The organism is Pseudomonas sp. p21 (genome assembly GCF_001642705.1).
GTDB lineage: Bacteria > Pseudomonadota > Gammaproteobacteria > Pseudomonadales > Pseudomonadaceae > Aquipseudomonas.
This window is the reverse complement of record NZ_LWBV01000002.1, coordinates 586375-612955: the sequence shown is the minus strand read 5'-3', so window position 1 is coordinate 612955 and position 26581 is coordinate 586375. Positions and strand designations below refer to the sequence as shown.

At 64.5% G+C, this 26581-nt stretch carries 24 protein-coding genes and 1 other RNA gene; 15 read left to right on the top strand and 10 right to left on the bottom strand.

The window, feature by feature from the left end; genetic code table 11:
• Positions 1–152: 152 nt before the first annotated feature.
• Positions 153–2396, top strand: coding sequence for a polyphosphate kinase 1 (ppk1, locus tag A4C63_RS07720; RefSeq protein WP_063912177.1), 2244 nt, complete (start codon positions 153–155; stop codon positions 2394–2396).
• Here the strand turns inward: ppk1 and ppx are convergent.
• On the bottom strand, positions 2383–3885 hold the full coding sequence (ppx, locus tag A4C63_RS07715; protein ID WP_063912176.1) for an exopolyphosphatase: 1503 nt from the start codon (positions 3883–3885) through the stop codon (positions 2383–2385). The genes ppk1 and ppx overlap by 14 nt on opposite strands.
• Before the next feature lie 254 nt (positions 3886–4139).
• Here ppx and trxA point away from each other — a divergent pair, with 254 nt between their 5' ends.
• From trxA to A4C63_RS07690, 5 genes are all read left to right on the top strand, one after another.
• Positions 4140–4469, top strand: coding sequence for a thioredoxin TrxA (gene trxA, locus A4C63_RS07710; protein WP_003253660.1), 330 nt, complete (start codon positions 4140–4142; stop codon positions 4467–4469).
• Between the two features lie 373 nt (positions 4470–4842).
• On the top strand, positions 4843–6102 hold the full coding sequence (gene rho, locus A4C63_RS07705) for a transcription termination factor Rho (protein ID WP_003253661.1): 1260 nt from the start codon (positions 4843–4845) through the stop codon (positions 6100–6102).
• A 205-nt stretch (positions 6103–6307) separates the two neighbouring features.
• On the top strand, positions 6308–7774 hold the full coding sequence (gene ubiD / locus A4C63_RS07700; protein ID WP_063912175.1) for a 4-hydroxy-3-polyprenylbenzoate decarboxylase: 1467 nt from the start codon (positions 6308–6310) through the stop codon (positions 7772–7774).
• Complete coding sequence (locus A4C63_RS07695) at positions 7774–8742, top strand: CDP-6-deoxy-delta-3,4-glucoseen reductase (protein WP_063912174.1); 969 nt, start codon at positions 7774–7776, stop codon at positions 8740–8742. Before ubiD ends, A4C63_RS07695 begins: the two co-directional genes overlap by 1 nt.
• A 246-nt stretch (positions 8743–8988) precedes the next feature.
• Entirely contained in the window at positions 8989–9639 is a 651-nt protein-coding gene (locus A4C63_RS07690) for a gamma-glutamylcyclotransferase (protein WP_025341060.1), read from the top strand.
• A 52-nt stretch (positions 9640–9691) separates the two neighbouring features.
• Here A4C63_RS07690 and A4C63_RS07685 read toward each other — a convergent pair whose 3' ends face one another.
• The gene (locus tag A4C63_RS07685; protein WP_063912173.1) at positions 9692–10669 is read right to left on the bottom strand and encodes an NADPH:quinone oxidoreductase family protein; all 978 of its coding nucleotides are present in this window, start codon (positions 10667–10669) and stop codon (positions 9692–9694) included.
• Between the two features lie 170 nt (positions 10670–10839).
• Here A4C63_RS07685 and A4C63_RS07680 point away from each other — a divergent pair, with 170 nt between their 5' ends.
• A complete protein-coding gene (locus A4C63_RS07680) occupies positions 10840–11244 on the top strand; it encodes a flagellar basal body-associated protein FliL (RefSeq protein WP_025341058.1) in 405 nt (134 codons plus the stop codon).
• 181 nt (positions 11245–11425) lie between these two features.
• On the opposite strand, the gene A4C63_RS07675 is transcribed toward A4C63_RS07680, so the two are convergent.
• The 4 genes from A4C63_RS07675 to A4C63_RS07660 form a co-directional block, all read right to left on the bottom strand.
• Complete coding sequence (locus A4C63_RS07675) at positions 11426–12538, bottom strand: ABC transporter permease (RefSeq protein ID WP_063912172.1); 1113 nt, start codon at positions 12536–12538, stop codon at positions 11426–11428.
• Position 12539: 1 nt separating this feature from the next.
• Positions 12540–15260: a ribosome-associated ATPase/putative transporter RbbA gene (gene rbbA, locus A4C63_RS07670; protein WP_063912171.1), complete on the bottom strand. Its 2721-nt coding sequence runs from the start codon at positions 15258–15260 to the stop codon at positions 12540–12542.
• Entirely contained in the window at positions 15257–16216 is a 960-nt protein-coding gene (locus A4C63_RS07665; protein WP_063912170.1) for an HlyD family secretion protein, read from the bottom strand. Before A4C63_RS07665 ends, rbbA begins: the two co-directional genes overlap by 4 nt.
• Before the next feature lie 134 nt (positions 16217–16350).
• Entirely contained in the window at positions 16351–16800 is a 450-nt protein-coding gene (locus A4C63_RS07660; protein ID WP_063912169.1) for an EVE domain-containing protein, read from the bottom strand.
• A 179-nt stretch (positions 16801–16979) separates the two neighbouring features.
• On the opposite strand from A4C63_RS07660, the gene A4C63_RS26515 reads away from it, so the two are divergent.
• A complete protein-coding gene (locus A4C63_RS26515; RefSeq protein WP_172827491.1) occupies positions 16980–17132 on the top strand; it encodes a hypothetical protein in 153 nt (50 codons plus the stop codon).
• A 19-nt stretch (positions 17133–17151) separates the two neighbouring features.
• On the opposite strand, the gene A4C63_RS07655 is transcribed toward A4C63_RS26515, so the two are convergent.
• The 4 genes from A4C63_RS07655 to A4C63_RS07640 form a co-directional block, all read right to left on the bottom strand.
• On the bottom strand, positions 17152–17760 hold the full coding sequence (locus A4C63_RS07655) for a 5-formyltetrahydrofolate cyclo-ligase (RefSeq protein ID WP_063912168.1): 609 nt from the start codon (positions 17758–17760) through the stop codon (positions 17152–17154).
• A gap of 78 nt (positions 17761–17838) precedes the next feature.
• A non-coding RNA gene (ssrS, locus tag A4C63_RS07650) (6S RNA) lies at positions 17839–18018 on the bottom strand.
• A 17-nt stretch (positions 18019–18035) separates the two neighbouring features.
• Positions 18036–18356, bottom strand: coding sequence for a cell division protein ZapA (locus tag A4C63_RS07645; protein ID WP_003259368.1), 321 nt, complete (start codon positions 18354–18356; stop codon positions 18036–18038).
• Positions 18353–18535 (bottom strand): TIGR02449 family protein, encoded by a 183-nt coding sequence (locus A4C63_RS07640; RefSeq protein WP_029886233.1) that lies wholly within the window; start codon positions 18533–18535, stop codon positions 18353–18355. The genes A4C63_RS07645 and A4C63_RS07640 overlap by 4 nt, the downstream gene beginning before the upstream one ends.
• Positions 18536–18716: 181 nt before the next feature.
• Here A4C63_RS07640 and A4C63_RS07635 point away from each other — a divergent pair, with 181 nt between their 5' ends.
• From A4C63_RS07635 to A4C63_RS07605, 7 genes are all read left to right on the top strand, one after another.
• A complete protein-coding gene (locus A4C63_RS07635) occupies positions 18717–19271 on the top strand; it encodes a YecA family protein (protein ID WP_063912167.1) in 555 nt (184 codons plus the stop codon).
• A 21-nt stretch (positions 19272–19292) separates the two neighbouring features.
• Positions 19293–20627, top strand: a complete 1335-nt coding sequence (gene pepP / locus A4C63_RS07630; RefSeq protein WP_063912166.1) for a Xaa-Pro aminopeptidase — start codon at positions 19293–19295, stop codon at positions 20625–20627.
• Positions 20624–21823, top strand: coding sequence for a 2-octaprenyl-6-methoxyphenyl hydroxylase (gene ubiH, locus A4C63_RS07625; protein WP_063912165.1), 1200 nt, complete (start codon positions 20624–20626; stop codon positions 21821–21823). The genes pepP and ubiH overlap by 4 nt, the downstream gene beginning before the upstream one ends.
• Positions 21820–22305, top strand: a complete 486-nt coding sequence (locus A4C63_RS07620; protein ID WP_063912164.1) for a DUF4442 domain-containing protein — start codon at positions 21820–21822, stop codon at positions 22303–22305. Before ubiH ends, A4C63_RS07620 begins: the two co-directional genes overlap by 4 nt.
• 9 nt (positions 22306–22314) lie before the next feature.
• The gene (locus A4C63_RS07615) at positions 22315–23532 is read left to right on the top strand and encodes a 2-octaprenyl-3-methyl-6-methoxy-1,4-benzoquinol hydroxylase (protein ID WP_172827490.1); all 1218 of its coding nucleotides are present in this window, start codon (positions 22315–22317) and stop codon (positions 23530–23532) included.
• A 219-nt stretch (positions 23533–23751) separates the two neighbouring features.
• Positions 23752–24753, top strand: a complete 1002-nt coding sequence (locus A4C63_RS07610) for an extracellular solute-binding protein (RefSeq protein WP_063912162.1) — start codon at positions 23752–23754, stop codon at positions 24751–24753.
• Positions 24754–24903: 150 nt separating this feature from the next.
• Positions 24904–26526: an iron ABC transporter permease gene (locus A4C63_RS07605; RefSeq protein WP_063912161.1), complete on the top strand. Its 1623-nt coding sequence runs from the start codon at positions 24904–24906 to the stop codon at positions 26524–26526.
• Positions 26527–26581 lie beyond the last annotated feature (55 nt).

Sequence of the window (26581 nt, the reverse complement as noted above, 5' to 3'; positions counted from 1 at the left end):
TCCAAATGTGTCTCGACATGAACAATTCCTGCTCGGAGAATGCCAGAAGCCACGCGCCATGGCTTGCCCTGGTGTGTAACACAGGCGTCATAATGGGCGCTTATCTTGCCGCTCAATTGATGATAGGGCGTTAACGTCCTCAGGAACGCCAGATGAATAATGAAGTGCTAACCCCTGTCGCGATCAAGGATGCTCAGGAAATCCCCGAAGAGATGGTGCAGACCCCGCCAGACCTGCCGCCGGCGCCCCTGCCTGCGGTGGAGCCGGTGGCAGAGCCTGCGGCTCCGGCGCCCGCACCGGCCCCGGCGATCATCGTCCCAGGCCTGGACGACAGCAGCCTGTACATTCATCGCGAGCTCTCGCAGCTGCAATTCAATATCCGTGTGCTGGAACAGGCGCTGGACGAGAACTATCCGCTACTCGAACGCCTCAAGTTCCTGTTGATCTTCTCCAGCAACCTCGACGAGTTCTTCGAGATCCGTGTCGCCGGCCTGAAGAAGCAGATCAACTTCGCCCGTGAGCAGGCCGGCGCCGATGGCCTGCAGCCGCACCAGGCGCTGGCGCGCATCAGCGACCTGGTGCACAGCGAAGTGGAGCGCCAGTACGCGATACTCAACGATGTGCTGCTACCCGAGCTGGAAAAGCACCATATTCGCTTCATCCGACGCCGTTACTGGACACCCAAGCTCAAGACCTGGGTGCGCCGTTACTTCCGCGACGAAATCGCCCCGATCATCACCCCGATCGGCCTCGACCCGACCCACCCGTTCCCGCTGCTGGTGAACAAGAGCCTCAACTTCATCGTCGAGCTCGAGGGTGTCGATGCCTTCGGCCGCGATTCGGGCCTTGCGATCATCCCGGCCCCGCGCCTGCTGCCGCGGGTCATCCGCGTGCCGGAAGAGGTGGGTGGCCCAGGCGCCAACTACGTGTTCCTGTCGTCGATGATCCACGCGCACGCCGACGACCTGTTCCAGGGCATGAAGGTGAAGGGCTGCTACCAGTTCCGCCTGACCCGTAACGCCGACCTGGCGCTGGACTCCGAAGAAGTCGACGACCTGGCTCGCGCCCTGCGCGGCGAGCTGTTCTCGCGCCGCTACGGTGACGCCGTGCGCCTGGAGGTGGCCGACACCTGCCCGAAACATCTGTCGGACTACCTGCTCAAGCAGTTCAGCCTCAGCGAAAGCGAGCTGTACCAGGTCAACGGCCCGGTCAACCTTACCCGCCTGTTCAGCATCACCGGCCTGGACAGCCATCCCGAGCTGCAGTACACCCCGTTCACCCCGGCGATCCCCAAGCTGCTGCAGAACGCCGACAACATCTTCAGCGTGATCGGCAAGCAGGACATCCTGCTGATGCACCCGTTCGAGTCCTTCACCCCGGTGATCGACCTGCTGCGCCAGGCCGCCAAGGACCCGCACGTGCTTGCCGTGCGCCAGACCCTGTACCGTTCCGGGGCCAACTCGGAAATCGTCGACGCGCTGGTGGACGCGGCGCGTAACGGCAAGGAGGTCACCGCGGTGATCGAGCTGCGGGCGCGCTTCGACGAAGAGTCCAACCTGCAGATGGCCAGCCGCCTGCAGGCCGCCGGTGCCGTGGTGATCTACGGTGTGGTCGGCTTCAAGACCCACGCCAAGATGATGCTGATCCTGCGTCGCGAGCAGGGCGAGATCGTGCGTTATGCGCACCTGGGCACCGGCAACTACCACGCTGGCAACGCCCGCCTGTACACCGACTACAGCCTGCTGACCTCTGACGACGCCCTCACCGAGGACGTCGGCAAGCTGTTCAGCCAGTTGATCGGCATGGGCAAGACCCTGCGCATGAAGAAACTGCTGCACGCGCCGTTCACCCTGAAGAAGGGCATGCTCGACATGATCGCGCGGGAAACCCAGTTCGCCCTCGAAGGCAAGCCGGCGCATATCATTGCCAAGTTCAACTCGCTGACCGACGCCAAGGTCATCAAGGCGCTGTACAAGGCCAGCCAGTCGGGCGTGAAGATCGACCTGGTGGTGCGTGGCATGTGCTGCCTGCGCCCAGGCATTCCGGGGGTTTCGCACAACATCCAGGTGCGCTCGATCATCGGCCGCTTCCTCGAACATACCCGGGTGTTCTACTTCCTCAATGGCGGCGAAGAGCAGATCTACCTGTCCAGTGCCGACTGGATGGAACGCAACCTCGACAAGCGCGTCGAGACCTGCTTCCCGGTGGAAGGCAAGAAGCTGTTGCTGCGGGTGAAGAAGGAACTGGAAGGTTACCTGACCGACAACACCCACGCCTGGACCCTGCAGCCGGACGGGCGCTACGTGCGCAGCACGCCGACCGGTAACCAGAACCCGCGCAGTGCCCAGGCGACCCTGCTGGAGCGCCTGAGCAACCCGGTCCTCAACGTACGCTGAGGACGAAGCCGACCCGGGCCAGCCACTCTGCCTCGTTGGCGAAGTCGGCCTGGGTCAGCTGGTTCTGTTCCAGCCAGCCCTCCGGGAAGGCCACATCGAGGCTGCTGTCGGCAGCCTTGAGCTCGACCTTCGGCATCTGCTGGTTGCCACGGATGTGGTGGAACAGGATGGCGAAGCGCAGCAGCACGCACAGGCGCAGCAGCTTGACCCCTTCCTCACCCAGCTCGGCGATCTTGTCCTTGGGGATGTTGCGGCGGTGGCCGCGCACCAGCAAGGCCATCATCTGCTGGTCCTCGCGGGAGAAGCCCGACAGGTCGGAGTGCTCGATCAGGTAGGCGCCGTGCTTGTGGTAGTGGTAGTGGGCGATATCCAGGCCGATTTCGTGCACTTTCGCTGCCCAGCCCAGCAGATCGCGCCAATTTCCGTCTTTCAGGTCCCACGCGTCGGCCACCTGGTCGAAGGCGTGCAAGGCCTTGCGCTCGACGCGCGCGGCCTGGCCCTGGTCCACGTGGTAGCGTTCCATCAGCGAGTTCAGGGTGCGTTCGCGCACGTCTTCGTGGTGGTGGCGGCCCAGCAGGTCGAACAGCACGCCTTCGCGCAGGGCACCGTCGCAGTGGTCCATGCGCTGCAGTTCCAAGGCATCGAAGATCGCTTCGAGAATCGCCAGGCCCGCCGGGAAGATGGTGCGGCGGTCCGGCTTGACGCCTTCGAAGTCGATCTTGTCGACCTCGCCCAGCTTGAACAGTTTGCGCTTGACCCAGGCCAGCCCCTCGGCGTTGACCTCGCCATTGCCCAGGCCGCCAGCCTTGATGGCGGCGCCGATGGCGCGAATGGTGCCGGACGAGCCGATGGCCTCGTCCCAGGTCAGACGGTGCAGGGCATTCTCGATGCTCATCAGCTCCAGGCGCGCAGCAGTGTAGGCCTGGGCGTAGCGGGCCGGGGTGATCTTGCCGTCGCGGAAGTAGCGCTGGGTGAAGCTGACGCAGCCCATCTGCAGGCTTTCGCGCAGCAGCGGCTCGAAGCGCTGGCCGATGATGAACTCGGTACTGCCGCCGCCGATGTCGGCCACCAGGCGCTTGCCCGGGGTGTCGGCCAGGGTGTGCGACACGCCCAGGTAGATCAGGCGCGCTTCTTCACGGCCGGAGATCACCTCGATCGGGTGGCCGAGGATGGCTTCGGCGCGCTGGATGAATTCGTTGCGGTTGCGCGCTTCGCGCAAGGCGTTGGTGCCGACGATGCGTACCGAGCCTGCCGGCATGCCGTTGATCAGCTGGGAAAAGCGCTTGAGGCAGTCCAGGCCTCGTTCCATGGCTTCTTCGCTGAGCATACGCTCTTCGTCGATGCCGGCGGCCAACTGAACCTTCTCGCCGAGCCGCTCGAGAATGCGGATTTCGGTATGGTGGGCCTTTGCCACGACCATGTGAAAGCTGTTGGAGCCAAGGTCGATGGCGGCGATCAGGGACAGGTTCTTCGCGATGGTATGCGGCATGATCTGGTTTTTCTCGGTCGTTAACCCGGCAATCGTGCCACGATAGCAGGCTATCGCCAACGCGTGACACTCAGCCGTTGTGCTGGCCTTGATGCAAGGCAATGTGCCATTCGATGCTATGACACTTGTATGACGGTTTCGATTCGCGGCGTCTTGCACAACTATAGTTACACTCAATCGTCCGTGGCTTCCTGTCGGGCGTGGGTACGGCTATCATGGGCCACGTTTTTTTGCTTACGACCCTGGAGATATCCATGAGCAGCGATCTGATCAAACATGTCACCGACGCCTCCTTCGAAGCCGATGTCCTTAAGGCCGAAGGCGCCGTACTGGTCGACTACTGGGCTGAATGGTGCGGTCCATGCAAGATGATCGCTCCGGTACTGGACGACATCGCCTCCACCTACGAGGGCAAGCTGACCGTCGCCAAGCTGAACATCGACGAGAACCAGGAAACTCCGGCCAAGCACGGCGTGCGTGGTATCCCGACCCTGATGCTGTTCAAGAACGGCAACGTCGAAGCCACCAAGGTCGGCGCCCTGTCCAAATCGCAGCTGGCCGCGTTCCTCGACGCCCACCTGTGATGTGAAAAAGCCCCGCAGATGCGGGGTTTTTTTTGCCTCTGCAAAGGCAGTCTTGCCCATGTAGGAGCAGCCTTGTGCTGCGAAAGGGCCGGTAAGGCTGACGTTGTCGCTGCGGCTGATGGCCTCTTCGCAGCACAAGGCTGCTCCTACTGGCAGGTGTGTGGCAGCTGTAAATGGCAGGGCAAAACCACTAGACGTCGAAAAAAGCAAGTGTTACATTCGGCCTCGCACTGCTTTTCCAGTGCCCTCTACACGCCGTCGCCGAAGCATCCCTAATTCGAATCAGTACGCGATCCTGTCGCCATCTAGCGGCGCGGCCTCATTAAGCCAGAAGCTTAATTCTCCCTTCTTACATGATTACGTCATTCCCCTTATGAACCTGACTGAACTCAAGCAAAAGCCGATTACCGATCTTTTGGAAATGGCCGAACAGATGGGCATCGAAAACATGGCCCGTTCGCGCAAACAGGACGTGATTTTCGCCCTGCTGAAGAAGCACGCGAAAAGCGGCGAAGAGATCTCGGGTGACGGCGTGCTGGAGATTCTCCAGGATGGTTTCGGTTTCCTGCGTTCGGCTGATGCGTCCTACCTGGCCGGCCCTGACGACATCTACGTCTCGCCCAGCCAGATCCGCCGTTTCAACCTGCGCACCGGCGACACCATCGTCGGCAAGATCCGCCCACCGAAGGAAGGGGAGCGTTACTTCGCCCTGCTGAAGGTCGACACCATCAACTTCGACCGCCCGGAAAACGCGAAGAACAAGATCCTGTTCGAAAACCTGACGCCGCTGTTCCCGAACAAGCGCCTGAAGATGGAAGCCGGTAACGGCTCCACCGAGGACTTGACCGGTCGCGTCATCGATCTGTGCGCCCCGATCGGCAAGGGCCAGCGTGGCCTGATCGTTGCTCCGCCGAAAGCGGGCAAGACGATCATGCTGCAGAACATCGCGGCCAACATCACCCGCAACAACCCCGAGTGCCACCTGATCGTCCTGCTGATCGACGAGCGCCCGGAAGAAGTGACCGAAATGCAGCGCACCGTGCGCGGCGAAGTGGTTGCCTCCACCTTCGACGAGCCGCCAACCCGCCACGTGCAGGTTGCCGAAATGGTGATCGAGAAGGCCAAGCGCCTGGTCGAGCACAAGAAGGACGTGGTCATCCTGCTGGACTCCATTACCCGTCTGGCGCGTGCCTACAACACCGTGATCCCGAGCTCCGGCAAGGTGCTGACCGGTGGTGTCGACGCCCACGCCCTGGAGAAGCCGAAGCGCTTCTTCGGTGCCGCGCGTAACATCGAGGAAGGCGGTTCGCTGACCATCATCGCCACCGCGCTGGTCGAAACCGGCTCGAAGATGGACGAAGTGATCTACGAAGAGTTCAAGGGCACCGGCAACATGGAGCTGCCGCTGGACCGCCGCATCGCCGAGAAGCGTGTGTTCCCGGCCATCAACATCAACCGTTCCGGTACCCGCCGCGAAGAGCTGCTGACCGCCGACGACGAACTGCAGCGCATGTGGATCCTGCGCAAGCTGCTGCACCCGATGGACGAAATCGCCGCCATCGAGTTCCTGGTCGACAAGCTCAAGCAGACCAAGACCAACGACGAGTTCTTCCTGTCGATGAAGCGCAAGTAAGCGTTTCAGGCCAGGCAGTAATTGGGGCCGCTTTGCGGCCCTTCGCGGGCACGCCCGCTCCCACAGGTTCAGTGAGATCCTTGTGGGAGCGGGCGTGCCCGCGAAGGGGCGCGAAGCGGCCCCAATGCATTTTTGCCCCCAAACAAAGCCCGAACGGCGCTACACTCTGCACCCCCGACCGATACGGCCAACACGAGGCTTCTGCATGCAGTATCGCGACTTGCGCGACTTCATCCGTGGCCTGGAACAGCGCGGCGAACTCAAGCGCATCCAGGTTCCGATCTCCCCCGTCCTGGAAATGACCGAGGTCTGCGACCGCACCCTGCGTGCCAAGGGCCCTGCATTGCTGTTCGAAAAGCCGACCGGCTTCGACATCCCGGTGTTGGGCAACCTGTTCGGCACCCCGGAGCGCGTGGCCATGGGCATGGGCGCCGAGTCGGTCGATGAACTGCGGGAAATCGGCAAGCTGCTGGCCTTCCTCAAGGAACCCGAGCCACCGAAGGGCCTGAAGGATGCCTGGTCCAAGCTGCCGATCTTCAAGAAAGTCGTGTCGATGGCGCCGAAAGTGGTCAAGGACGCAGTGTGTCAGGAAGTGGTGGTCGAGGGTGACGATGTCGACCTCGGCGTACTGCCGATCCAGCACTGCTGGCCGGGCGACGTGGCGCCGCTGATCACCTGGGGCCTCACCGTCACCCGCGGCCCGAACAAGGACCGCCAGAACCTGGGCATCTACCGCCAGCAGGTGATCGGCCGCAACAAGGTCATCATGCGCTGGCTCAGCCATCGTGGCGGTGCCCTGGACTACCGCGAGTGGTGCGAGAAGAACCCTGGCCAGCCGTTCCCGGTCGCCGTGGCCCTGGGCGCTGACCCGGCCACCATCCTCGGCGCCGTGACCCCGGTGCCGGACACCCTCTCCGAGTACGCCTTCGCCGGCCTGCTGCGCGGCAACCGCACCGAGCTGGTCAAGTGCCGGGGCAGCAACCTGCAGGTACCGGCCACCGCCGAAATCATCCTGGAAGGCGTGATCCACCCGGGCGAAATGGCCCCGGAAGGCCCGTACGGCGACCACACCGGCTACTACAACGAAGTGGACAGCTTCCCGGTGTTCACCGTCGAGCGCATCACCCACCGGCAGAAACCGATCTACCACAGCACCTACACCGGCCGCCCGCCAGATGAGCCGGCAATCCTCGGCGTGGCGCTGAACGAGGTGTTCGTGCCGATCTTGCAGAAGCAGTTCCCGGAAATCGTCGACTTCTACCTGCCGCCGGAAGGCTGCTCCTACCGCATGGCGGTGGTGACCATGAAGAAGCAGTACCCGGGCCACGCCAAGCGCGTGATGTTGGGTGTGTGGTCGTTCCTGCGACAGTTCATGTACACCAAGTTCGTTATTGTCACCGATGACGATATCAATGCCCGCGACTGGAACGATGTGATCTGGGCCATCACCACGCGCATGGACCCCAAGCGTGATACGGTGATGATCGACAACACTCCGATCGACTACCTGGACTTCGCGTCGCCGGTATCCGGGCTGGGGTCGAAGATGGGCCTGGACGCCACACACAAGTGGCCGGGCGAGACTACACGCGAATGGGGACGGGTCATCGTCAAGGACGAAGCCGTCACCCGCCGTATCGATGAGCTGTGGGATCAGTTGGGAATAGATTGATGCAGGTAACGTTGCAGCCGTCCGGGGCGGTGCTGGCGCTCGAACCCGGGGAACGGATCCTGGATGGAGCGCGGCGGCTGGGCTATGACTGCCCGAACAGCTGCCGCAATGGCAATTGCCATGTCTGCGCCGCGCTGTTGGTCGAAGGCCGGGTACGCCAGGACGGCGAAGTCCGTGACCATGGCGAACTGTTTACCTGCATTGCCGAACCGCTGGAGGACTGCGTGTTGCTCTGGGATGGTGTGCTCGCCCTGGGCGAGCTGCCGGTGCGCAAACTGGCGTGCAGTGTCAGTGAGTGCGTCGAGGTCGGTGGCGACGTCTGGCGTGTGCGTTTGCGCGCGCCAGCCGGTAAGCCGCTGCGTTATCACGCCGGGCAATACCTGATGATCGAGCGTGACGGCGGCAAGCAGGCGGCCTTCTCGCTGGCTTCCGCGCCGCATACCGGGCGTGAGCTGGAGCTGCATGTGCTGGCGCGCGAGCCCAGTGCGCTGCAACTGATCGAGCAGCTCAAGCGCGACGGCCTGGCACGCATCGAAATGCCGTTCGGCGACACCCACCTGGCCGAGTTGCCCGACGGGCCGCTGGTGCTGATCGCTGCCGGCACGGGCATGGGCCAGATGCACAGCCTGGTCGAGCATTGCCGGGCCCAGGGCTTCAAGCACCCGGTACACCTGTACTGGGGCGTGCGCCGGCCCGAGGACTTCTACCAGATCGAGCACTGGGAAGAATGGCAGCGCCTGCCCAACCTGTTCCTGCACCAGGTGGTCAGCGACCTGTGCGGCTGGGAAGGTCGATGCGGCATGCTGCATGAGGCGGTCTGCGAGGACATCGCCGACCTCAACAGCGTGCATGTATATGCCAGCGGCTCGCCGAACATGATTTATGCCACCCTCGATGCCTTGGTCGAAGCCGGCATGGATGCTCACCGCATGCGTGCAGATGTGTTTGCCTACGCACCACGGGGTTAATAACCGAAGTTTGAAAGTGTGGGTATAAGGCGGTAATTGTTACCGCCTTGGTTAATAACTTTCACCGTTGCCGAAACAGTACTTTCCAGTCGTCGGAAGCGCGGATGAAACGCTGGCGCGAGGGCTTGAGTATTCCAGCCTTTCTGTCCTATGGTTACTGCAAGCGCCCTTGGTACAGAGGCCTTGGGCCGCATCGTAATCGAATCTCGCTACATCCGTAGTTCACAGGGATAATGGCGGCAGCTTATGTCGGCACTTGAAAGTATGTCCTGGGAAGTTTCATATCCTCCGACACTCGACTTCGGTCAGCAACATACTCGCGAACAGTTGTTCAATTCCATGAAGACAACCATGTCTCGCCATCAGGGTGGGCCGGTGTGGCTGTTCGCCTATGGTTCGTTGATCTGGCGGCCGGAGTGCAACTCCGTGGAGCGCCAACGCGCGCGGGTACATGGTTACCACCGTGGCTTGTACCTGTGGTCGCACGAGCACCGCGGCACCCCGGAAACCCCCGGCCTGGTGTTCGGCCTGGACCGTGGTGGCTCCTGCAGTGGTTTTGCCTACCGGCTGGATGAAAGCAGCCTGGACGAGTCGCTGATGGCCCTGTGGCAGCGCGAGATGCCGTACCCGGCGTACCGGCCGCACTGGCTCAGTTGCCGGTTGGGCGATGGCAGCAAGGTGCAGGCCCTGGGCTTCGTGCTGGAGCGGCATTTGCCGTGCTATGCCGGGAACCTGCCGGACACCTTGCTCAGCCAGATCCTGGCCAGTGCCAAGGGGCGCTATGGCACCACGCGCGATTATGTCGAGCAGACCTTGAATGCCCTGCGCAGCCACCAGATGCCCGACCGCAACCTGGAGGCGCGGTTCAGGCGCTGCCATAACCTGCGGGAGGTTTGATTACCTGTGCCGGCCTCTTCGCGGGTGAACCCGCGAAAAGGCCGGAACTGTCTTACCTGGCCAGTACGACCAACTTACCCACAGCCTGCCGCTGCCCCAACTTTTCAATGGCAGCCCCCGCCTCAGCCAGTGGATAAGTCTGCGACACCAGCGGCTTCAACTTGCCTTCGGCATGCCAGGCAAACAGCTGCCGGAAGTTGGCCGCATTGTCCTCCGGCTGACGCTGGGCAAACGCCCCCCAGAATACCCCGAGCACCGCCGCGCCCTTGAGCAACACCAGGTTGGCCGCCAGCTGCGGGATAGTCCCGCTGGCAAAGCCCACCACCAGCAACCGGCCATTCCAGGCCAGCCCGCGCACCGCCTGCTCGAACAGCTCGCCGCCCACCGGGTCGTAGATCACGTCCACCCCCTGGCCACCGGTCAGGCGTTTGATCTCGTCACGCAGGCTGGCCTGGCTGTAGTCGATCAGTTCGTCCGCCCCGGCCGCCTTGGCCACGGCCAGTTTTTCCGCACTGCTGGCGGCCGCGATTACCCGCGCACCCATGGCCTTGCCGATCTCCACCGCTGCCAGGCCGACCCCGCCGGACGCGCCCAGCACCAGCAGGGTCTCGCCCGCCTGCAACTGGCCGCGCTGGCGCAGGGCGTGCATGGAGGTGCCGTAAGTCATGCCGAACGCCGCAGCAGTGGTGAAGTCCATGCTCGCCGGGATCGGCAGCACGTTGTAGAACGGCACCGCCACTTGCTCGGCAAACGCACCCCAGCCGGTCAGCGCCATGACCCGGTCGCCGACCTTGAACGCGCCTGCCTTCTCCCCGACTGCGGCCACCACCCCCGCTGCCTCGCCGCCAGGGGAGAATGGCAACGGTGGCTGGAACTGGTACTTGCCTTCGATGATCAGGGTGTCGGGGAAATTGACCCCGGCGGCCTGGACATCCAGCAGGATCTCGTTTTTCTTTGGCACCGGGCTGGCCACCTCTTCCAGCACCAGGTTTTGCGCCGGGCCCAGGGTTTTGCACAACACAGCTTTCATCGGGGCTATTCCTTTGCGGGTCGTGGCCGATAAGTGTAGGAGGGCCGCCTGCCCGGTCAACGAGCATGGCCTGCCCTGATGTGCAGGCATAAGTGGCGGCACAAGCCCGGGCTTGGGTTTGAGCGGCATGCTGGGTAAGCTGGCGCCAACTGTATTTGAGGAGCGAATTCGTGAAAGCGTGGATCTTGATGGTGCTGGCGCTGCTGCTGCCGGCTGCGGCCATGGCCGAGGAAGCCAAGGAAGGGGCGCCCAAGGTAGCCTACATCAGCCTGAGCCCGCCCTTTGTCGGCAACTATGCCCTCGACGGCAGCCCGCGGCTGCGCGTGTACAAGGCCGACGTGGCCCTGCGCGTGACCGGCGACGAAGCCGCGAAGGCGGTGAAGCACCACGAGCCGCTGATCCGCAACCAGCTGGTGGCGCTGTTCACCCAGCAGTCGGTGGACAGCATGAGCAACGTCGAGGCCAAGGAGCATCTTCGCCAAGAGGCGCTGAAGCAGGTGCAGCAGGTGATGGAAGCCGAAGAGGGCAAGCCGATCGTCGAAGACCTGCTGTTCAACAACCTGATCGTGCAGTGACCGGCAAGCCGGCTCTCTCAGGAACAGCGCAATCCGGACTGTGGCGCGATCCCTGTGGGAGCGGCTTTAGCCGCGAAGAATCCAACGCGGTGCATGGCACCGGCTGCGCCGGTGTTCGCGGGTAAACCCGCTCCCACAGGAATCGCGCAATCTTTCAGATTTTGAGCCGGGTATGCGCGGCTCAGGACGCCAGGCTACGGCGAAACCGTGCCAGCGCCACGCTGAAGAACACCAGGCCGATCACGGCCAGCGCCAGGATGTCCGGCCACACCACCGTCCACCCGGCATCACGGAACAGGATTGCGGCGCCAAGGCTGACGAAGTGCGTCGACGGCGACCCCTGCATCACCCATTGCAGCCACTGCGGCATGCTGTCCAGCGGCGTGCTGCCGCCGGACAGCAACAGCATCGGGATGATCACCGGGATCGCTAGCAGGCCGAACTGCGGTGTCGAGCGCGCCAGGGTGGCGAGGAAAATGCCCAGCGCGGTACTGGCGAACAGGTACAGCGCGGTCACGGCCAGGAACAGTCCCATCGAACCGGACAGCGGCACGCCCAGCGCGCCCTTGACCACCACCACCAGCGAAATCCAGGTGCAGATCACCACCACCAGCGCGTTACTGGCGATTTTCGCCAGCATGATTTCCAGCGCGGTCAACGGCAGCACCAACAGGTGGTCGAGGGTGCCGTGCTCGCGCTCGCGCAGCAGCGCGGTGCCGGTGAGGATGATCGCCAGGATGGTGATATTGTTGACGATCTGGATCACCGCCAGGAACCAGCCACCCTCCAGGTTGGGGTTGAACAGGGCCTTGGCGTTGATTGCCACCGGGCTCTGCGTGTTGTTCCGCTGGCTGTAGTCGAGCAGTTCGCGCTCGAAGATGCGGCCGATGTAGCCGGCACCCATGAATGCCTGGCTCATGGCCGTGGCGTCGACATTGATCTGCAGTTCCGGCGAGCGCCCGGCCAGCAGGTCGCTCTGGAAATTCACCGGCACGTTGATCACGAAGGTGTACTGGCCGCTGTCCATGGCCTGGTCCAGGCGCCCCGGGGCCAGCGGCACGGCGGGCTGGAACTCGGGCGGTTGCAGGGCTTCGCCAAGCTTGCGCGACAGCTGGCTGTGGTCTTCGTCCACTATCGCGACACTGGCGTTGTGCACGCCGATCACCGAGCCGGCTGCCGGCATGTAGATGGCCACGCTGAAGGCATACAGCAGGAACAACAGCAGCACACTGTCATGGCGCAGGCTGGTCAGCTCTTTCAGGCCCAGGCGCAGGGTGTGGTTCAGGCGCGACATCTCAGGCCTCCTGCTTCTTCAGCATGGCCAGGCTCAGGCCGGTGAACACGGTAAAGAAGCTCAGCAGGATCAGGCACTGCGGCCACAGTTCGCGCAGGCCCAGCGCCTTGGTGAAGGTGCCGACGGCGATGTCGAGGAAGTAGCCCGCCGGGAACAGCTGGCCCATCACCGCTGCCGCGCCGTCCAGCGACGAGCGTGGCACGATCAGCCCGGAAAACTGGATGGTCGGCAGGCTGGTGATGATCATGGTGCCCAGGATGGCGGCGATCTGGGTGCGGGTGAAGGCCGAGATCAGCAGGCCCAGGCTGGTGGTCGCCAACAGGTAGGCGACGCCGCCACAGGCCAGGGCCAGCACGCTGCCCTTGAGCGGCACGGCGAACAGCCAGCGGTTCATCGCCACCAGCAGCGCCAGGTTGACCAGGCTCACGGCCAGGTAGGGCGCCTGCTTGCCGAGCAGGAACTCCAGGCGGGTGAGGGGCGTGGCGTAGAAGTTGGTGATGGAACCGAGCTCTTTCTCGCGGACGATGCCGAGCGCGGTGAGCATGGCCGGGATGAAGGCCAGGATCAGTGCCATCACCCCCGGGCCGATGGCGTTCACGCTGACCACATCCTGGTTGTAGCGAAAACGGGTTTCCAGGCGCACCAGGTCCTGGCGCGGCTGCGGCTGTGGGCTGGCCTTGGCCAGTTGCTCGAGGTTGGCCTGGTGCACGGCTTCCACGTAGTTGCGGCTGGTTTCCGCGCGGAACGGCATGCCGCCGTCGAGCCAGGCGGCCACTACCGGTTGGCGCCCGGCGTACAGGTCGCGGCCAAAGCCGGGCGGAATTTCCAGTGCCAGTTTGATTTCCGAGCGCTGCAGGCGCTGATGCATTTCGCGGGTATCGCGGATGGGCGCCTGTTCGGCGAAATAGCGTGAGCCACGGAAGGCTTCGAGGTAGGCCCGGCTTTGCGGGCTCTGGTCCTGGTCGTGCACGGCGAAGGCGAGGTTTTCCACATCCAGGGAAATGCCATAGCCAAAGATCACCATCATGAACATCGCACCCAGCAGGGCGAAGGCCAGGCGCACCTTGTCGCGCAGCAGCTCCTTGCCCTCACGGCTGGCCACGGCCAGCAGGCGACGCGGGCTGAAGCCCTGGCGCAGCGTCGGCGCAGGCGTGGCGGCCTGCTCCAGCACGGCGTTGTCGGTGGCTTGTGGCGCCAGTTCCTGGGCTTGTTCCAGGCAGCGTACGAACGCGTCTTCCAGGGTGTTGCCCTGATACTGGCGTTGCAGGGCATCCGGCGTGTCGCAGGCCAGTACCCGGCCGGCATGCATCAGCGAGATGCGGTCGCAGCGCTGGGCTTCGTTCATGAAGTGGGTGGAGAGGAAAATGGTTACGCCCTGCTCGCGTGACAGCTCCACCAGCAGGCGCCAGAAGTCGTCGCGTGCGGCCGGGTCGACGCCGGAGGTGGGTTCGTCGAGGATCAGTACTTCCGGGCGGTGGAGCACCGCCACCGCCAGTGACAGACGCTGGCGCAGGCCGAGGGGCAGGGCGCCGGATGGCTGGTCGGCGATGGCGCCCAGGTCGAAGCGCTCGATCAGCTCGTCGATACGCTGGCCGCTCTCGACCTTGGGCAGGTCGAACAGGCGGGCATGCAGGGTCAGGTTCTGCCGGGTACTGAGCTCGCCATACAGCGAGAAACTCTGCGACATGAAACCAACCCGCTTGCGCGTGGCCAAGTCGCTGGCATCCACCGGGCGGCCGAGCAGGCTGGCGCTGCCCTCGCTGGCCGGCATCAGGCCGGTGAGCACTTTCATGGTGGTGGTCTTGCCACAGCCGTTGGAGCCGAGGAAGCCGAAGATCTCCCCGCGGCCAATGGCGAAGCTGACCTTGTTCACTGCAGTGAAATCGCCAAAGCGCAGGGTCAGGTCGTGGGCCTCGATGGCGACCGGGCTGTCAGTGGCCGGGCGCGGTGGAATGATGAGCGGAGAGTGTTGCGCCTTGCCCGCGCCCTGGTAGTGGGTGAAGGCGTCGTCCAGCTTGCCGCTGGGGGTGACTGCGGCCAGTTCATGGCTGGGGCCTGCGGCCAGCAGGCGGCCGCCATCGAGCATCAGGCAATGCTCGAACTGTTCGGCTTCCTCCATGTAGGCGGTGGCCACCAGCAGGGTCAGTTGCGGGCGCTGCGCGCGCACCTGTTCGACCAGCTCCCAGAAGCGCCGCCGTGACAGCGGGTCGACGCCGGTGGTCGGCTCGTCGAGGATCAGCAGGTCCGGCTCGTGGATCAGTGCGCAGCACAGGCCCAGCTTCTGCTTCATGCCGCCCGACAGCTTGCCCGCCGGGCGCTCGGCAAAGCGCTGCAGGTCGGTGGCCTGCAGCAGGTTGGCCATGCGCTGTTCGCACTCGCGGCGGCCGAGGCCGAACAAGGTGGCGAAAAAGCGGATGTTCTCGCTGATCGACAGCTCCGGATACAGGTTGTTGCCCAGCCCCTGCGGCATGAATGCCACTTTCGGGTACAGCGCCGCGCGATGGCGCCGCTGGCGGATCGAACCGCCCAGCACCTGCAGCTCGCCCTGTTGCAGGCGCTTGACGCCGGCAATCAGCCCTAGCAGGGTCGATTTGCCAGCCCCGTCAGGGCCGATCAGCGCGCAGCGGGTGCCCGCTGGCAAGCTGAACCCGAGGGGGTGCAGGGCCACCAGGTCGCCATAGCGATGGCTGATACCCTCGGCCAGCAGTGCCGGGGCGTTCATTGCAGATTGGCCGGCCAGTCCACCTCAGCCGTGCGGACATAGCCGGCGCCTGGCATGCCCGGTTTGGCCTGCGGCACGGCGCCCGGGTCGTTCAGGCGCAGCTTGACCCGAAACACCAGCTTCTGCCGCTCGTCGCGGGTTTCCACCTGTTTGGGGGTGAACTGGGCCTTGGCCGCGACAAAGGCCACCTTCGCCGGCAGCGCCCGCTCGGGCAGGGCGTCGAGCACGATCCGCGCCTGGTCGCCGACGGTCAGCCGGCCGCTGGTGGAAGCCGGCAGGTAGAGGTTCATGTACTGGTCGCTGGGGTCGATCAGCATCAGTACGCGGCCGCCGGCCCCCAGCACTTCACCGGGTTCGGCCAGGCGCAGCTGGATAATGCCGTCGATTGGTGCGCGCAGGCTGCTGTCGTCGATTTCGCTGGTGAGTTGCGCCACCTGGGCCTCGGCGGCGCCGATGGCGGCCTTGATCGCCGCCAGTTGGGCGCGGGCGGCGACGACGGCGGCGTTGGCCGTGTCGAAGCGCGCCTGTTGTTGGTCGAGCAATTGCTGGCTGGCGTATTTGCGCTGGAAGATCTCGCGCACGCGCTTGAGCTCCTGGCTGGCCAGCAGCAGCTCGCTTTGGCGCAGCTGCACGCTGGCCTGGGCGGCGGCGTAGTTTTCCCGGGCGCGCAGCACTTCGGCTTCGGCCTGGTTGCGCTGGGCTTCCATGGTGCGGGTGTCGATACGCGCCAGCAGCTGGCCGCGAGTTACCTTGTCACCTTCGTCGACCAGCACCTCGGCCAGGCGCCCGGGGATCTTGCTGGCGATCTGCACTTCGGTGGCTTCCAGGCGGCCGTTGCCCATGCTCAGGCCTTCGGGCAACTGGTCGTGGAGCGACTTCCAGTATCCCAGCCCGCCGGCTGCTGCGAGTAGGGCGATCAGCGCGGTGGCGAAGATCCTGGGGGCGTATCGGTTCATCGGTCTGCATCCTTGCGGTCATGCACACTGCATCATGGCTTGCGGTCATGAGCGACGTGTTGATGCCGGTCAAAGTCCTTATGCGGTGCCTGTGGGAGCGGCCAACTGTGCAAAGACTGACCTTAGCCGCAGTTTCAACGCAAAGCGACAATCACTGCCCATTGCTCTGGCGTCACCGGCATCACCGACAGGCGGCTGCCCTTTTGCACCAGTGGCAGTTCTGCCAGGCCAGCCTGCTGTTTCAGCCAGCCCAGCTCCAGCACTCGTGGCAGGGTTTGCACATGGGCCACATCAACCGCGCTCCACGGGTTCTTGTCGGTTGTAGCCTTGGCATCGTAGTAGTGGCTTTGCGGGTCCAGCGCGGTCGGGTCCGGGTAGGCCGCGCGGGTGATCCTGGCGATGCCGGCGATGCCCGGCTGCGGGCAGCTGGAATGATAGAAGAAGAACTCGTCGCCAACGCTCATGGCCCGCAGGAAATTGCGCGCCTGGTAGTTGCGTACGCCGTCCCAGCGCGCTTCGCCAAGGCGACCAAGGGCTTCGATGGAGAGCTCATCGGGCTCGGATTTCATCAGCCAGTAGGCCATGGGTACTGCTCCTGAAAAGGTTTGAAATAACCTGTTGCACGAAACCGACAGCCGGTTGGCGTCAAGGTTTGCGTGCAGACGCAGGTTGTCGGAAAATGCGCCCCGTTTAAAGCGCGATGCTCCGGCGATACCCAGAAAATTCGCCGAGCCTGAACAGTTTGCCTGGGGGGCAATCTTCGATGAATCAACGTAACAAGCCGGATCTGCTGTGGATCCTGGTGTTCATTTTCGGCCTGGGTGTGGTCACCACCGGTTATGCGCAAGGGTTCTGGGAGCGCAAGCTGGACAACGCCTATCAGATGCCGGTCGACGCCAGCCAGCTGCAACGTTGATGCTCCCCACCGGCGCTGCTCAACGCGGCGCCAGGTACCAGGCACGGTCCGAGACCGTCCCCTGCAGCGGTACATCCCAACTGGCCTGCGCCAGCCGTTCGACCTTCTGGCATTCATGCGCCAGGCCCAGCAGCAATGGTTTTTTCCAGGTCTGCCGACGTGCCTGGTAGGCCAGGCTGCGATCATAGAAACCACCCCCCATCCCCAGGCGCCCACCCACTTCGTCGAAACCGACCAACGGTAGCAGGATCAGGTCCAGCGACCAGATCGGGCGCTGGCGCTTGCGGTCGGTAACCGGCTCGGGAATACGGAAGCGGTTGGGCTTGAGCTTTTCACCCTGCTCGAAGCGCTGAAACACCATGCGCGTGCGCGGCCAGGCGTGCAGCACCGGCAGGTAGGTGCGCTTGCCGCGGCGCTGGGCTTCGCGCAGCAGCAGGCAAGGGTCGATTTCGCCGTCGTTGGGCAGGTACAGGGCAATGTGCCGGGCGCGGCGGAACAGCGGGTGCTGCGCCAGCTGGCGGTACAGGCCAACGGCGGCCTGGCGTTGCTGGGCAGGGGTGAGGGCGCGGCGGGCATTGCGGAGCAGGCGACGGAGCTGGGGGCGGGTGAGCTGCGCGGTGTCGGTCATGGCACGGGCGATCCCAGGTGCTGGCCAACGTGGTCGGCCAAAACGAATTGCCCGCCACAGGGGCGGGCAAGAGAATTCAGGCTCCCCGATAAGACCGCTATCGGTGTAGCCCTTGAACCCGAAAGTTCAAGGTGGAGATTGCAGGGGGCGTTAAGGCTTTCCGTCGGGCGGACATGCACACCGGCCCCAGCGTGCAACCCCCGTGGTTGTGCGTATCGGCTCAGGGACATAACCGACTGGCGCATCCCCCAGGGAGTGGCGCCAGTATACCAATCTCAGCCGATTTTGGTATCCGCGTCGTCGGACAGTGCCTGGTCGACCCGTTCCAGCAGGTCGCGCACCTGTTCGCGGGTGGTGCCGCCTGCCGGGGCATCGTTGCGGTCTTCCTGGCGGTGCAGCATTTCGTGGGTGATGTTCAACGCTGCCATGACCGCGATGCGGTCGGCGCCGATCACCTTTCCGCTGCTGCGGATCTCGCGCATCTTGCCGTCCAGGTAGCGTGCGGCGCTGACCAGGTTGTTGCGCTCCTCCGGCGGGCAGATGATCGAATATTCCTTGTCGAGGATCTGCACGGTGACGCTATTGCTTGAACTCATGAGTCTTGCTCCAGAGCCTTGAGGCGTAAAATCATCGACTCGACCTTGCGCTTGGCGATCTCGTTCTTTTCGATGAGGTGGGCGCGCTCTTCGCGCCAGGATTTTTCCTGAGCTACTAGGAGTGCATTTTGCCGTTTTAGTTGCTCGACACGTTCGATCAGCAACTCGAATCGGCTCATCAGTGCCTGCAGGTCGTTCTCTTGCGTGGGTTGCACTCGATTCGCTCCGTCGTTCAGTCACCTGGCGATGATGCCTCTCCCTGGGCGGCGACGGCCAGTGCCGATGGTCTTGGCGCGCCTGCCGGTGCTAGGATACAAGGTCTCCATTCTAGTCATTGCGCCGTCTGGCGCCTAGCTGCCCATGCCCAATACCCAATCGCCCTACATCGCCTTCGCCATGCTGCTGTCCAGCAATGGCCATCCTGTCACCCCGGCCGAGCTGCACGGCCTGCTGATCGGCCGCAGCTGCGCCGGTGCCGGCTTCGACGCCGACGGCTGGCTGGCCGATGCCGCCCAGTTGCTGGAAACCGAACCCGGTGACAGCGTGCGCAACGCCCTGGTCGGCCTGCAGGAAATGGTCAAGGGCGAGCTGACCAGCGACGACATGGCGATCGTCCTGCTGCTGCCTTCCGACGACGCCGCCCTGAGCGACCGCGCCACCGCGCTGGGCCAGTGGTGCCAAGGCTTCATTACCGGCTTCGGCCTGAATGCCGGTGGCAAGGACCTGTCCGACGAAGCCAAGGAAGTGCTGCAGGACCTGGTAGCCATTTCCCAGGTTCAGGAAGCCCTCGAAGAGTCCGACGATGGCGAGAGCGACTACATGGAAGTCATGGAATACCTGCGCGTGGCACCCCTGCTGCTGTTCTCCGAGCTGGCCAAGCCGGCCGCCCCCGCGCCCAAGCCATCGCTGCACTGATCAACCGGGGGTAGTCTGCCCATGAGCCACATTCCCAAGGCCGAGTATGCCCGTCGGCGCAAGGCGCTGATGGCGCAGATGGTCCCCAACAGCATCGCCATTCTGCCCGCCGCCGCGGTTGCTATCCGCAACCGCGACGTCGAGCACGTGTACCGCCAGGACAGCGACTTCCAGTACCTCAGCGGCTTCCCCGAGCCGGAGGCGGTGATTGCGCTGATCCCGGGGCGCGAGCATGGCGAATACGTGTTGTTCTGCCGTGAGCGCAACCCCGAGCGCGAGCTGTGGGATGGTCTGCGGGCCGGTCAGGAAGGCGCGGTGCGCGATTTCGGCGCCGACGATGCCTTCCCCATTACCGACATCGACGAGATCCTGCCGGGCCTGATTGAAGGCCGCGAGCGAGTCTACAGCGCCATGGGCAGCAACCCCGAGTTCGACCGCCGGCTGATGGACTGGATCAACGTGATCCGCTCCAAGGCCCGCCTGGGTGCCCAGCCGCCGAACGAGTTCGTTGCGCTGGATCATCTGCTGCACGACATGCGCCTGTATAAATCGGCGGCGGAAGTGAAGGTGATGCGCGCTGCCGCAGACATCTCGGCACGGGCCCACGTGCGGGCCATGCAGGCCTGCCGGGCCGGGTTGCACGAATACAGCCTGGAAGCCGAGCTGGACTACGAGTTCCGCAAGGGCGGGGCGAAGATGCCGGCCTACGGCTCGATCGTCGCGGCCGGGCGCAATGGCTGCATCCTGCACTATCAGCAGAACGACGCCCCGCTCAAGGATGGCGACCTGGTGCTGATCGATGCTGGCTGCGAAATCGACTGCTACGCCAGCGACATCACCCGTACCTTCCCGGTCAGCGGGCGGTTTTCGCCCGAGCAAAAGGCCATCTACGAGCTGGTGCTCAAGGCCCAGGCCGCGGCGTTTGCCGAAATCGCCCCCGGCAAGCACTGGAACCACGCCCACGAGGCGACCGTGCGGGTCATCACCGCGGGCCTGGTGGAACTGGGCCTGCTGACCGGCGAGGTGCAGGCGCTGATCGACAGCGAGGCCTATCGAGCCTTCTACATGCACCGCGCCGGGCACTGGCTGGGCATGGATGTGCACGATGTGGGCGAGTACAAGGTGGGCGGCGAGTGGCGGGTGCTTGAACCCGGCATGGCGCTGACCGTCGAGCCGGGCATCTACATAGGTGCCGACAATCAGGCCGTAGCGAAGAAATGGCGCGGCATTGGTGTAAGGATCGAGGACGACGTGGTAGTGACCAGGCAAGGCTGTGAAATCCTGACTTCGGGCGTGCCGCGTACGGTCGCCGAGATCGAGGCGCTGATGCAGGCCGCCCGCAAGGACGCGGCATGAATAGGGTAAACCTGGCGATCATCGGAGGCGGCCTGGTGGGCGCGAGCCTGGCTCTGGCCCTGCAGGCCGGGGCCAAGGCGCGAGGCTGGAAGATTCTGCTGATCGAGCCGTTCGCCCCCGGTGACAGCTTCCAGCCCAGCTACGATGCGCGTTCGTCGGCACTGTCGTTCGGTACCCAGCAGATCTACCAACAGCTGGGCCTGTGGCAGGCCATTGGCCACCGCGCCGAGCCGATCCGGCAGATTCACGTGTCCGACCGCGGCCGCTTCGGCGCCACCCGCCTGGATGCCCTGGAAGAGGGCGTGCCGGCGCTTGGCTACGTGGTGGAAAACGCCTGGCTGGGCCAATGCCTCTGGCAAGGGCTGGACAGCGAGGTGGTGAGCTGGCGCTGCCCGGCGGAAGTGACCGCGATGCAGGCCATCGAAGGCGGCTACCGCCTGCAGCTGAACGACGACACCCAGCTGGAATGCGACCTGGCGGTACTGGCCGACGGTGGCCGCTCCGGTCTGCGCGAACAGCTGGGCATCCACGTGCGCCACACGCCTTACCAGCAGAGCGCGTTGATCGCCAATATCACCCCGGGCGAGGCCCACGGCGGCCAGGCCTTCGAGCGTTTCACCGAAGAAGGCCCCATGGCCCTGCTGCCGTTGCCGGATAACCGCTGCGCGCTGGTCTGGACCCGCCAGGGCATGGACGCGCGGCGCCTGGCCGACATCGACGAGCGCAATTTCCTGCGCGAGCTTCAGGGCGTGTTCGGCTATCGCCTGGGCGCCTTGCGCCAGGTGGGCGCACGGCACCTCTACCCACTGTCACTGATCGAGGCCCAGGAGCAGGTGCGGCCGCACCTGGTTGTGCTGGGCAACGCCGCGCACAGCCTGCACCCCATTGCCGGCCAAGGCTTCAACCTGTCGCTGCGTGACGTGCAGGCGCTGGCCGAGGCGCTGCTGGCCGGCCCGCAGCAGCCTGGTGACCTGACCACGTTGCAGGCCTACCACCAGCGCCAGCGTCTGGACCAGGCCATGACCATCGGTTTTTCCGACCAGGTCACCCGCCTGTTCGGCAGTAGCCAGCCGTTACTGGCTGCCGGGCGCAACCTTGGTCTGCTTGGGCTGGACCTGCTGCCTCCGGCGAAAAGCTGGTTCGCCCGCCAGGCCATGGGCCTGGGCACCCGCCCCGATCCGCGAGGTCAGCCATGAGTGACGACGCGCGCAGGCTGGCGCGCCGGGCGCGCCTGTTGCGCTGGCGGCTGAACCTGTTCCCGCCGCACCTCGGCGCTGGTATCCGCGTGCAGCACATCAGCCCGGACCTGCGCAGCGTCAAGGTGGCGATGAAGCTGACCCGCTGGAACCGCAATTATGTCGGCACCCAGTGCGGCGGCAGCCTGTACGGGATGGTCGACCCGTTCTACATGCTGCTGTTGATCGAGCAGCTGGGGCGTGACTACATCGTCTGGGACAAGGCCGCCAGCATCGATTTCATTTCGCCGGGCAAAGGCCCGGTGTATGCCGAACTCCACGTCGATGACGCGCTGCTGGACGAAATCCGCCAGCAGACCGCCACCGGCAAGAAGTGCCTGCCGCGTTTGCAGGTCGATATCCGCGACGGTGCCGGCGAGCTGGTGGCGCGGGTCGATAAAACCCTATATGTGCGGCTCAAGCCGCAAGCGAGGCTGGCGTAAGGCATGGAAATGCGCGCAGATCTGTTGATTGTCGGTGCCGGTATGGTCGGCAGCGCCCTGGCCCTGGCATTACGCCACAGTGGCTTGCAAATCCTCTTGCTCGACGGTGGCCCGCTGACGGTCAAGCCGTTCGATGCCCAGGCCCCGTTCGAGCCGCGCGTCAGCGCGCTGTCGGCAGCCAGCCAGCGCATCCTCGAGCGCCTTGGCGCCTGGGACGGTATTGCCCAGCGGCGTGCCACGCCCTACTCGGACATGCATGTGTGGGATGGCAGTGGCACCGGGCAGATTCACTTCTCGGCCGCCAGCGTGCATGCCCAGGTGCTCGGCCATATCGTCGAGAACCGGGTGGTGCAGGATGGCCTGCTGGAGCGCCTGCATGACAGCGACATCGGCCTGTTGCCCAACGCGCGGCTCGAACAGCTGCGCCGCTCCGGCGACGAGTGGCTGCTGACCCTCGCCGATGGCCGCCAGCTGCGTGCGCCGCTGGTGATCGCGGCCGACGGTGCCAACTCGGCAGTGCGGCGCCTGGCCGGCTGTGAAACCCGCGAGTGGGATTACCTGCACCACGCCATCGTCACCAGCGTGCGTTGCAGCGCCGGGCACCAGGCCACGGCCTGGCAGCGCTTCACCGATGAAGGGCCATTGGCGTTCCTGCCGTTGTCCCGCGATGGCCAGCAGGACTGGTGCTCGATCGTGTGGTCGACCACCCCGGAGCATGCCGAACAGTTGATGGCGCTGGATGAAGCGGCCTTCCTGAAGGCCCTGGAGCGGGCTTTCGAGGGGCGCCTGGGGGATGTGCTGCAGGCCGACCCACGGGTGTGCGTGCCGCTGCGCCAGCGCCACGCCAAGCGCTATGTGGATGAAGGCTTGGCATTGATTGGCGATGCTGCGCACACCATTCACCCGCTGGCCGGGCAGGGCGTGAACCTGGGCTTCCTCGATGCAGCGGTGCTGGCTGAAGTGCTGGTCAACGCCTGCGAGCGTGGCGAGCGGCTGGCGGATGTGAAGGTGCTGAGCCGTTACGAGCGGCGGCGCATGCCGCACAACCTGGCGCTGATGGCGGCGATGGAAGGGTTCGAGCGGTTGTTCCAGGCCAACCCGTTGCCGTTGCGCTGGTTGCGTAACAGCGGGTTGAAGCTGGTGGAGCAGATGCCGGAGGCCAAGGCGCTGTTCGTGCGGCAGGCGCTGGGTTTGAGCGGTGACCTGCCGGATCTCGCCAAAGCCTGAAGATCTTGCACGATCAGTTGTAGGAGCAGCCTTGTGCTGCGAACAGGCCCGTGAAGCCAGCCAATCATTTAGATTGGGCTGCCGGCCCTTTCGCAGCACAAGGCTGCTCCTACAAAGGCGGCGCAAGTTCTGCAACATCCGGTAACGCCTATGTAGATGAGTCGGAAAATGGGATTCACTACCATTTGCGCCTCTCATACGATCCGAGGAGTGCTTTCCATGTTGCCACGCAAGCCCCTACTGGCCGCCCTGGCCCTGACCCTGTTCGGCGGCACCGCCCAGGCAGCGGACGAAGTGGTGGTGTACTCCTCGCGCATCGACGAGCTGATCAAGCCGGTGTTCGATGCCTATACCGCCAAGACCGGGGTCAAGATCAAGTTCATCACCGACAAGGAAGCCCCGCTGATGCAGCGCATCAAGGCCGAGGGCGACAACGGTGTGGCCGACCTGCTGCTGACCGTCGATGCTGGCAACCTGTGGCAGGCCGAGCAGATGGGCATCCTGCAGCCGATCAAGTCCGACATCATCGACCAGAACATCCCGCCGCAGTACCGTGCCTCGTCCCACGACTGGACCGGTCTGAGCCTGCGCGCCCGCACCATCATCTACTCCACCGAACGGGTCAAGCCGCAAGAGCTGAGCACCTACGAAGCCCTGGCCGACAAGCAGTGGGAAGGCCGCCTGTGCCTGCGCACGGCGAAGAAGGTGTACAACCAGTCGCTGACCGCCACCCTGATCGAGACCCACGGCGAGGCGAAGACCGAGCAGATCGTCAAAGGCTGGGTCAACAACCTGTCCACCGACGTATTCTCCGACGACAACGCGGTGATCCAGGCCATCGAAGCCGGCCAGTGCGACGTGGGCGTGGTCAACACTTACTACTACGGCCGCCTGCACAACCAGAACCCGAAACTTCCGGTGAAGATCTTCTGGCCCAACCAGGGTGACCGTGGCGTGCACGTGAACCTGTCGGGCATCGGCCTGACCAAGCATGCGCCACACCCGGAGGCGGCGAAAAAGCTGGTGGAGTGGATGACAGGCGAGGAAGCACAGAAGCTGTTCGCCGACATCAACCAGGAGTTCCCGGCCAACCCGAAGGTCAAGCCATCGGACGAAGTAGCGGCGTGGGGCAGCTTCAAGGCTGACAGCATTCCGGTGGAAATTGCCGGCAAGCGCCAGGCTGAAGCGATTCGCTTGATGGATCGGGCTGGCTGGAACTAAGCGCCAGGCTTTATCCTCCTTGGGCCTGCAAGGGCCCTTTCGCGGGCGCGCCCGCTCCCACAGGAATATCACTGCCCTCAAGGGTGTGGGAGCGGGCGTGCCCGCGAACGACCGCAAAGCGGTCGCAAATCAGCCACAGAGACATTCAAGTTGCCCCACACCCCTCAACGCCGCTGGTACCTCCCGGTCGCCCTGATCGCCGCCCTGGTGCTCCTGCCCCTGAGCGTACTGCTGCTGTCCTGGCAATCGATCGACCTGCAGATCTGGTCGCACCTGCTCGACACCCAGATGAGCCGCCTGCTGGGCAATACCCTGACCCTGGTAGCGGGCGTGGGCATTGGCGTCACCGTGCTGGGCGTCAGCCTGGCCTGGCTCACCAGCCTCTGTGAGTTCCCTGGTCGGCGCTGGCTGGACTGGGCGCTGATGCTGCCGTTCGCCATCCCGGCTTATGTACTGGCATTCGTCTTTGTCGGCCTGCTCGATTTCGCCGGCCCGGTACAAAGTGCCCTGCGCGAGGTGTTCGGGCCGATGCGCCTGCCGCGGGTGCGCTCCACCGGCGGGGTGATCGTCGTCCTGGTGCTGGTGTTCTACCCCTATGTCTACCTGCTGGCGCGCACCGCATTCCTGGCCCAGGGCAAGGGCCTGATGGAAGCGGCGCGGGTGCTGGGGCTGTCCCCGCTGCAAGCGTTCTGGCGCGTTGCCCTGCCCATGGCTCGGCCTGCGGTCGGTGCCGGTATTGCCCTGGCACTGATGGAAACCCTGGCCGACTTCGGCGCGGTGGCGGTGTTCAACTTCGACACCTTCACCACGGCCATCTACAAGACCTGGTACGGCTTCTTCAGCCTGTCCAGCGCGGCCCAGCTGGCCAGCCTGTTGCTGCTGGCGGTGATGCTGGTGCTGTATGGCGAGCGCCGTGCCAGGGGGGCCAGCCGCAGCGGCAACGAGCGGCCGCGCGGGCAGGCGCTGTATCACCTGCGCGGGGTAAAGGCATTGCTGGCCAGTGGCTGGTGCCTGCTGGTGTTCGCCTGTGCCTTTGTCATCCCGGTGCTGCAACTGCTGGCGTGGTTCTGGCAGCGTGGCCGGCATGACCTGGACGAGCGCTATGTCGGCCTGGTGCTGCACACCCTGTACCTGGGCGGCATGGCGGCGCTGGTCACGGTATGTGTGGCGTTGCTGCTGGCCTTTGCCCGGCGCCAGGCGCCGACGGGCGGTATCCGCGCCGGGGTCGGCCTGGCCAACCTGGGCTATGCCTTGCCCGGCTCGGTGCTGGCGGTGTCGATCATGCTGGCCTTCAGTTACCTCGACAACCACCTGGTCATCCCGCTGTCCAGCTGGCTGGGCGGTGCCGGCAAACCGCTGCTGCTGGGCAGCCTGGCCGCCTTGCTGCTGGCCTACCTGGTGCGCTTCATCGCAGTGGCCTACGGGCCGCTGGAGAGCAGCCTGGAGCGTATCCGCCCGTCATTGCCCGAGGTATCCCGTAGCCTGGGCGTCGGTGGCGCGGGATTGTTTTTCAAGGTGTATCTACCGCTGCTTGTGCCTGGCGCCCTCAGCGCCGCCTTGCTGGTGTTCGTCGACGTGCTCAAGGAAATGCCGGCCACCTTGCTGATGCGCCCGTTCGGCTGGGACACCCTGGCGGTACGGGTGTTCGAGATGACCAGCGAGGGTGAGTGGGCGCGTGCATCGCTGCCGGCACTGACCCTGGTGCTGGTGGGCTTGCTGCCGGTCATCGGCCTGATCCGCCGTTCGGCACGTCGACCCGGTCACAGTCACTGAGGGTGCCAGCTGGCGCCCTTGCGGCTACAATGCGCGGCACTCGCGCGGCGGGTGT

Bases quoted from the DNA above. Each gene is read 5' to 3' on its own strand.
- ppk1 (WP_063912177.1), top strand. From the start codon at position 153: ATGAATAATGAAGTGCTAACCCCTGTCGCGATCAAGGATGCTCAGGAA.
- ppx (WP_063912176.1), bottom strand. From the start codon at position 3,885: ATGCCGCATACCATCGCGAAGAACCTGTCCCTGATCGCCGCCATCGAC.
- trxA (WP_003253660.1), top strand. From the start codon at position 4,140: ATGAGCAGCGATCTGATCAAACATGTCACCGACGCCTCCTTCGAAGCC.
- rho (WP_003253661.1), top strand. From the start codon at position 4,843: ATGAACCTGACTGAACTCAAGCAAAAGCCGATTACCGATCTTTTGGAA.
- ubiD (WP_063912175.1), top strand. From the start codon at position 6,308: ATGCAGTATCGCGACTTGCGCGACTTCATCCGTGGCCTGGAACAGCGC.
- A4C63_RS07695 (WP_063912174.1), top strand. From the start codon at position 7,774: ATGCAGGTAACGTTGCAGCCGTCCGGGGCGGTGCTGGCGCTCGAACCC.
- A4C63_RS07690 (WP_025341060.1), top strand. From the start codon at position 8,989: ATGTCGGCACTTGAAAGTATGTCCTGGGAAGTTTCATATCCTCCGACA.
- A4C63_RS07685 (WP_063912173.1), bottom strand. From the start codon at position 10,669: ATGAAAGCTGTGTTGTGCAAAACCCTGGGCCCGGCGCAAAACCTGGTG.
- A4C63_RS07675 (WP_063912172.1), bottom strand. From the start codon at position 12,538: ATGTCGCGCCTGAACCACACCCTGCGCCTGGGCCTGAAAGAGCTGACC.
- rbbA (WP_063912171.1), bottom strand. From the start codon at position 15,260: ATGAACGCCCCGGCACTGCTGGCCGAGGGTATCAGCCATCGCTATGGC.
- A4C63_RS07665 (WP_063912170.1), bottom strand. From the start codon at position 16,216: ATGAACCGATACGCCCCCAGGATCTTCGCCACCGCGCTGATCGCCCTA.
- A4C63_RS07660 (WP_063912169.1), bottom strand. From the start codon at position 16,800: ATGGCCTACTGGCTGATGAAATCCGAGCCCGATGAGCTCTCCATCGAA.
- A4C63_RS26515 (WP_172827491.1), top strand. From the start codon at position 16,980: ATGAATCAACGTAACAAGCCGGATCTGCTGTGGATCCTGGTGTTCATT.
- A4C63_RS07655 (WP_063912168.1), bottom strand. From the start codon at position 17,760: ATGACCGACACCGCGCAGCTCACCCGCCCCCAGCTCCGTCGCCTGCTC.
- A4C63_RS07645 (WP_003259368.1), bottom strand. From the start codon at position 18,356: ATGAGTTCAAGCAATAGCGTCACCGTGCAGATCCTCGACAAGGAATAT.
- A4C63_RS07640 (WP_029886233.1), bottom strand. From the start codon at position 18,535: ATGAGCCGATTCGAGTTGCTGATCGAACGTGTCGAGCAACTAAAACGG.
- A4C63_RS07635 (WP_063912167.1), top strand. From the start codon at position 18,717: ATGCCCAATACCCAATCGCCCTACATCGCCTTCGCCATGCTGCTGTCC.
- pepP (WP_063912166.1), top strand. From the start codon at position 19,293: ATGAGCCACATTCCCAAGGCCGAGTATGCCCGTCGGCGCAAGGCGCTG.
- ubiH (WP_063912165.1), top strand. From the start codon at position 20,624: ATGAATAGGGTAAACCTGGCGATCATCGGAGGCGGCCTGGTGGGCGCG.
- A4C63_RS07620 (WP_063912164.1), top strand. From the start codon at position 21,820: ATGAGTGACGACGCGCGCAGGCTGGCGCGCCGGGCGCGCCTGTTGCGC.
- A4C63_RS07615 (WP_172827490.1), top strand. From the start codon at position 22,315: ATGCGCGCAGATCTGTTGATTGTCGGTGCCGGTATGGTCGGCAGCGCC.
- A4C63_RS07610 (WP_063912162.1), top strand. From the start codon at position 23,752: ATGTTGCCACGCAAGCCCCTACTGGCCGCCCTGGCCCTGACCCTGTTC.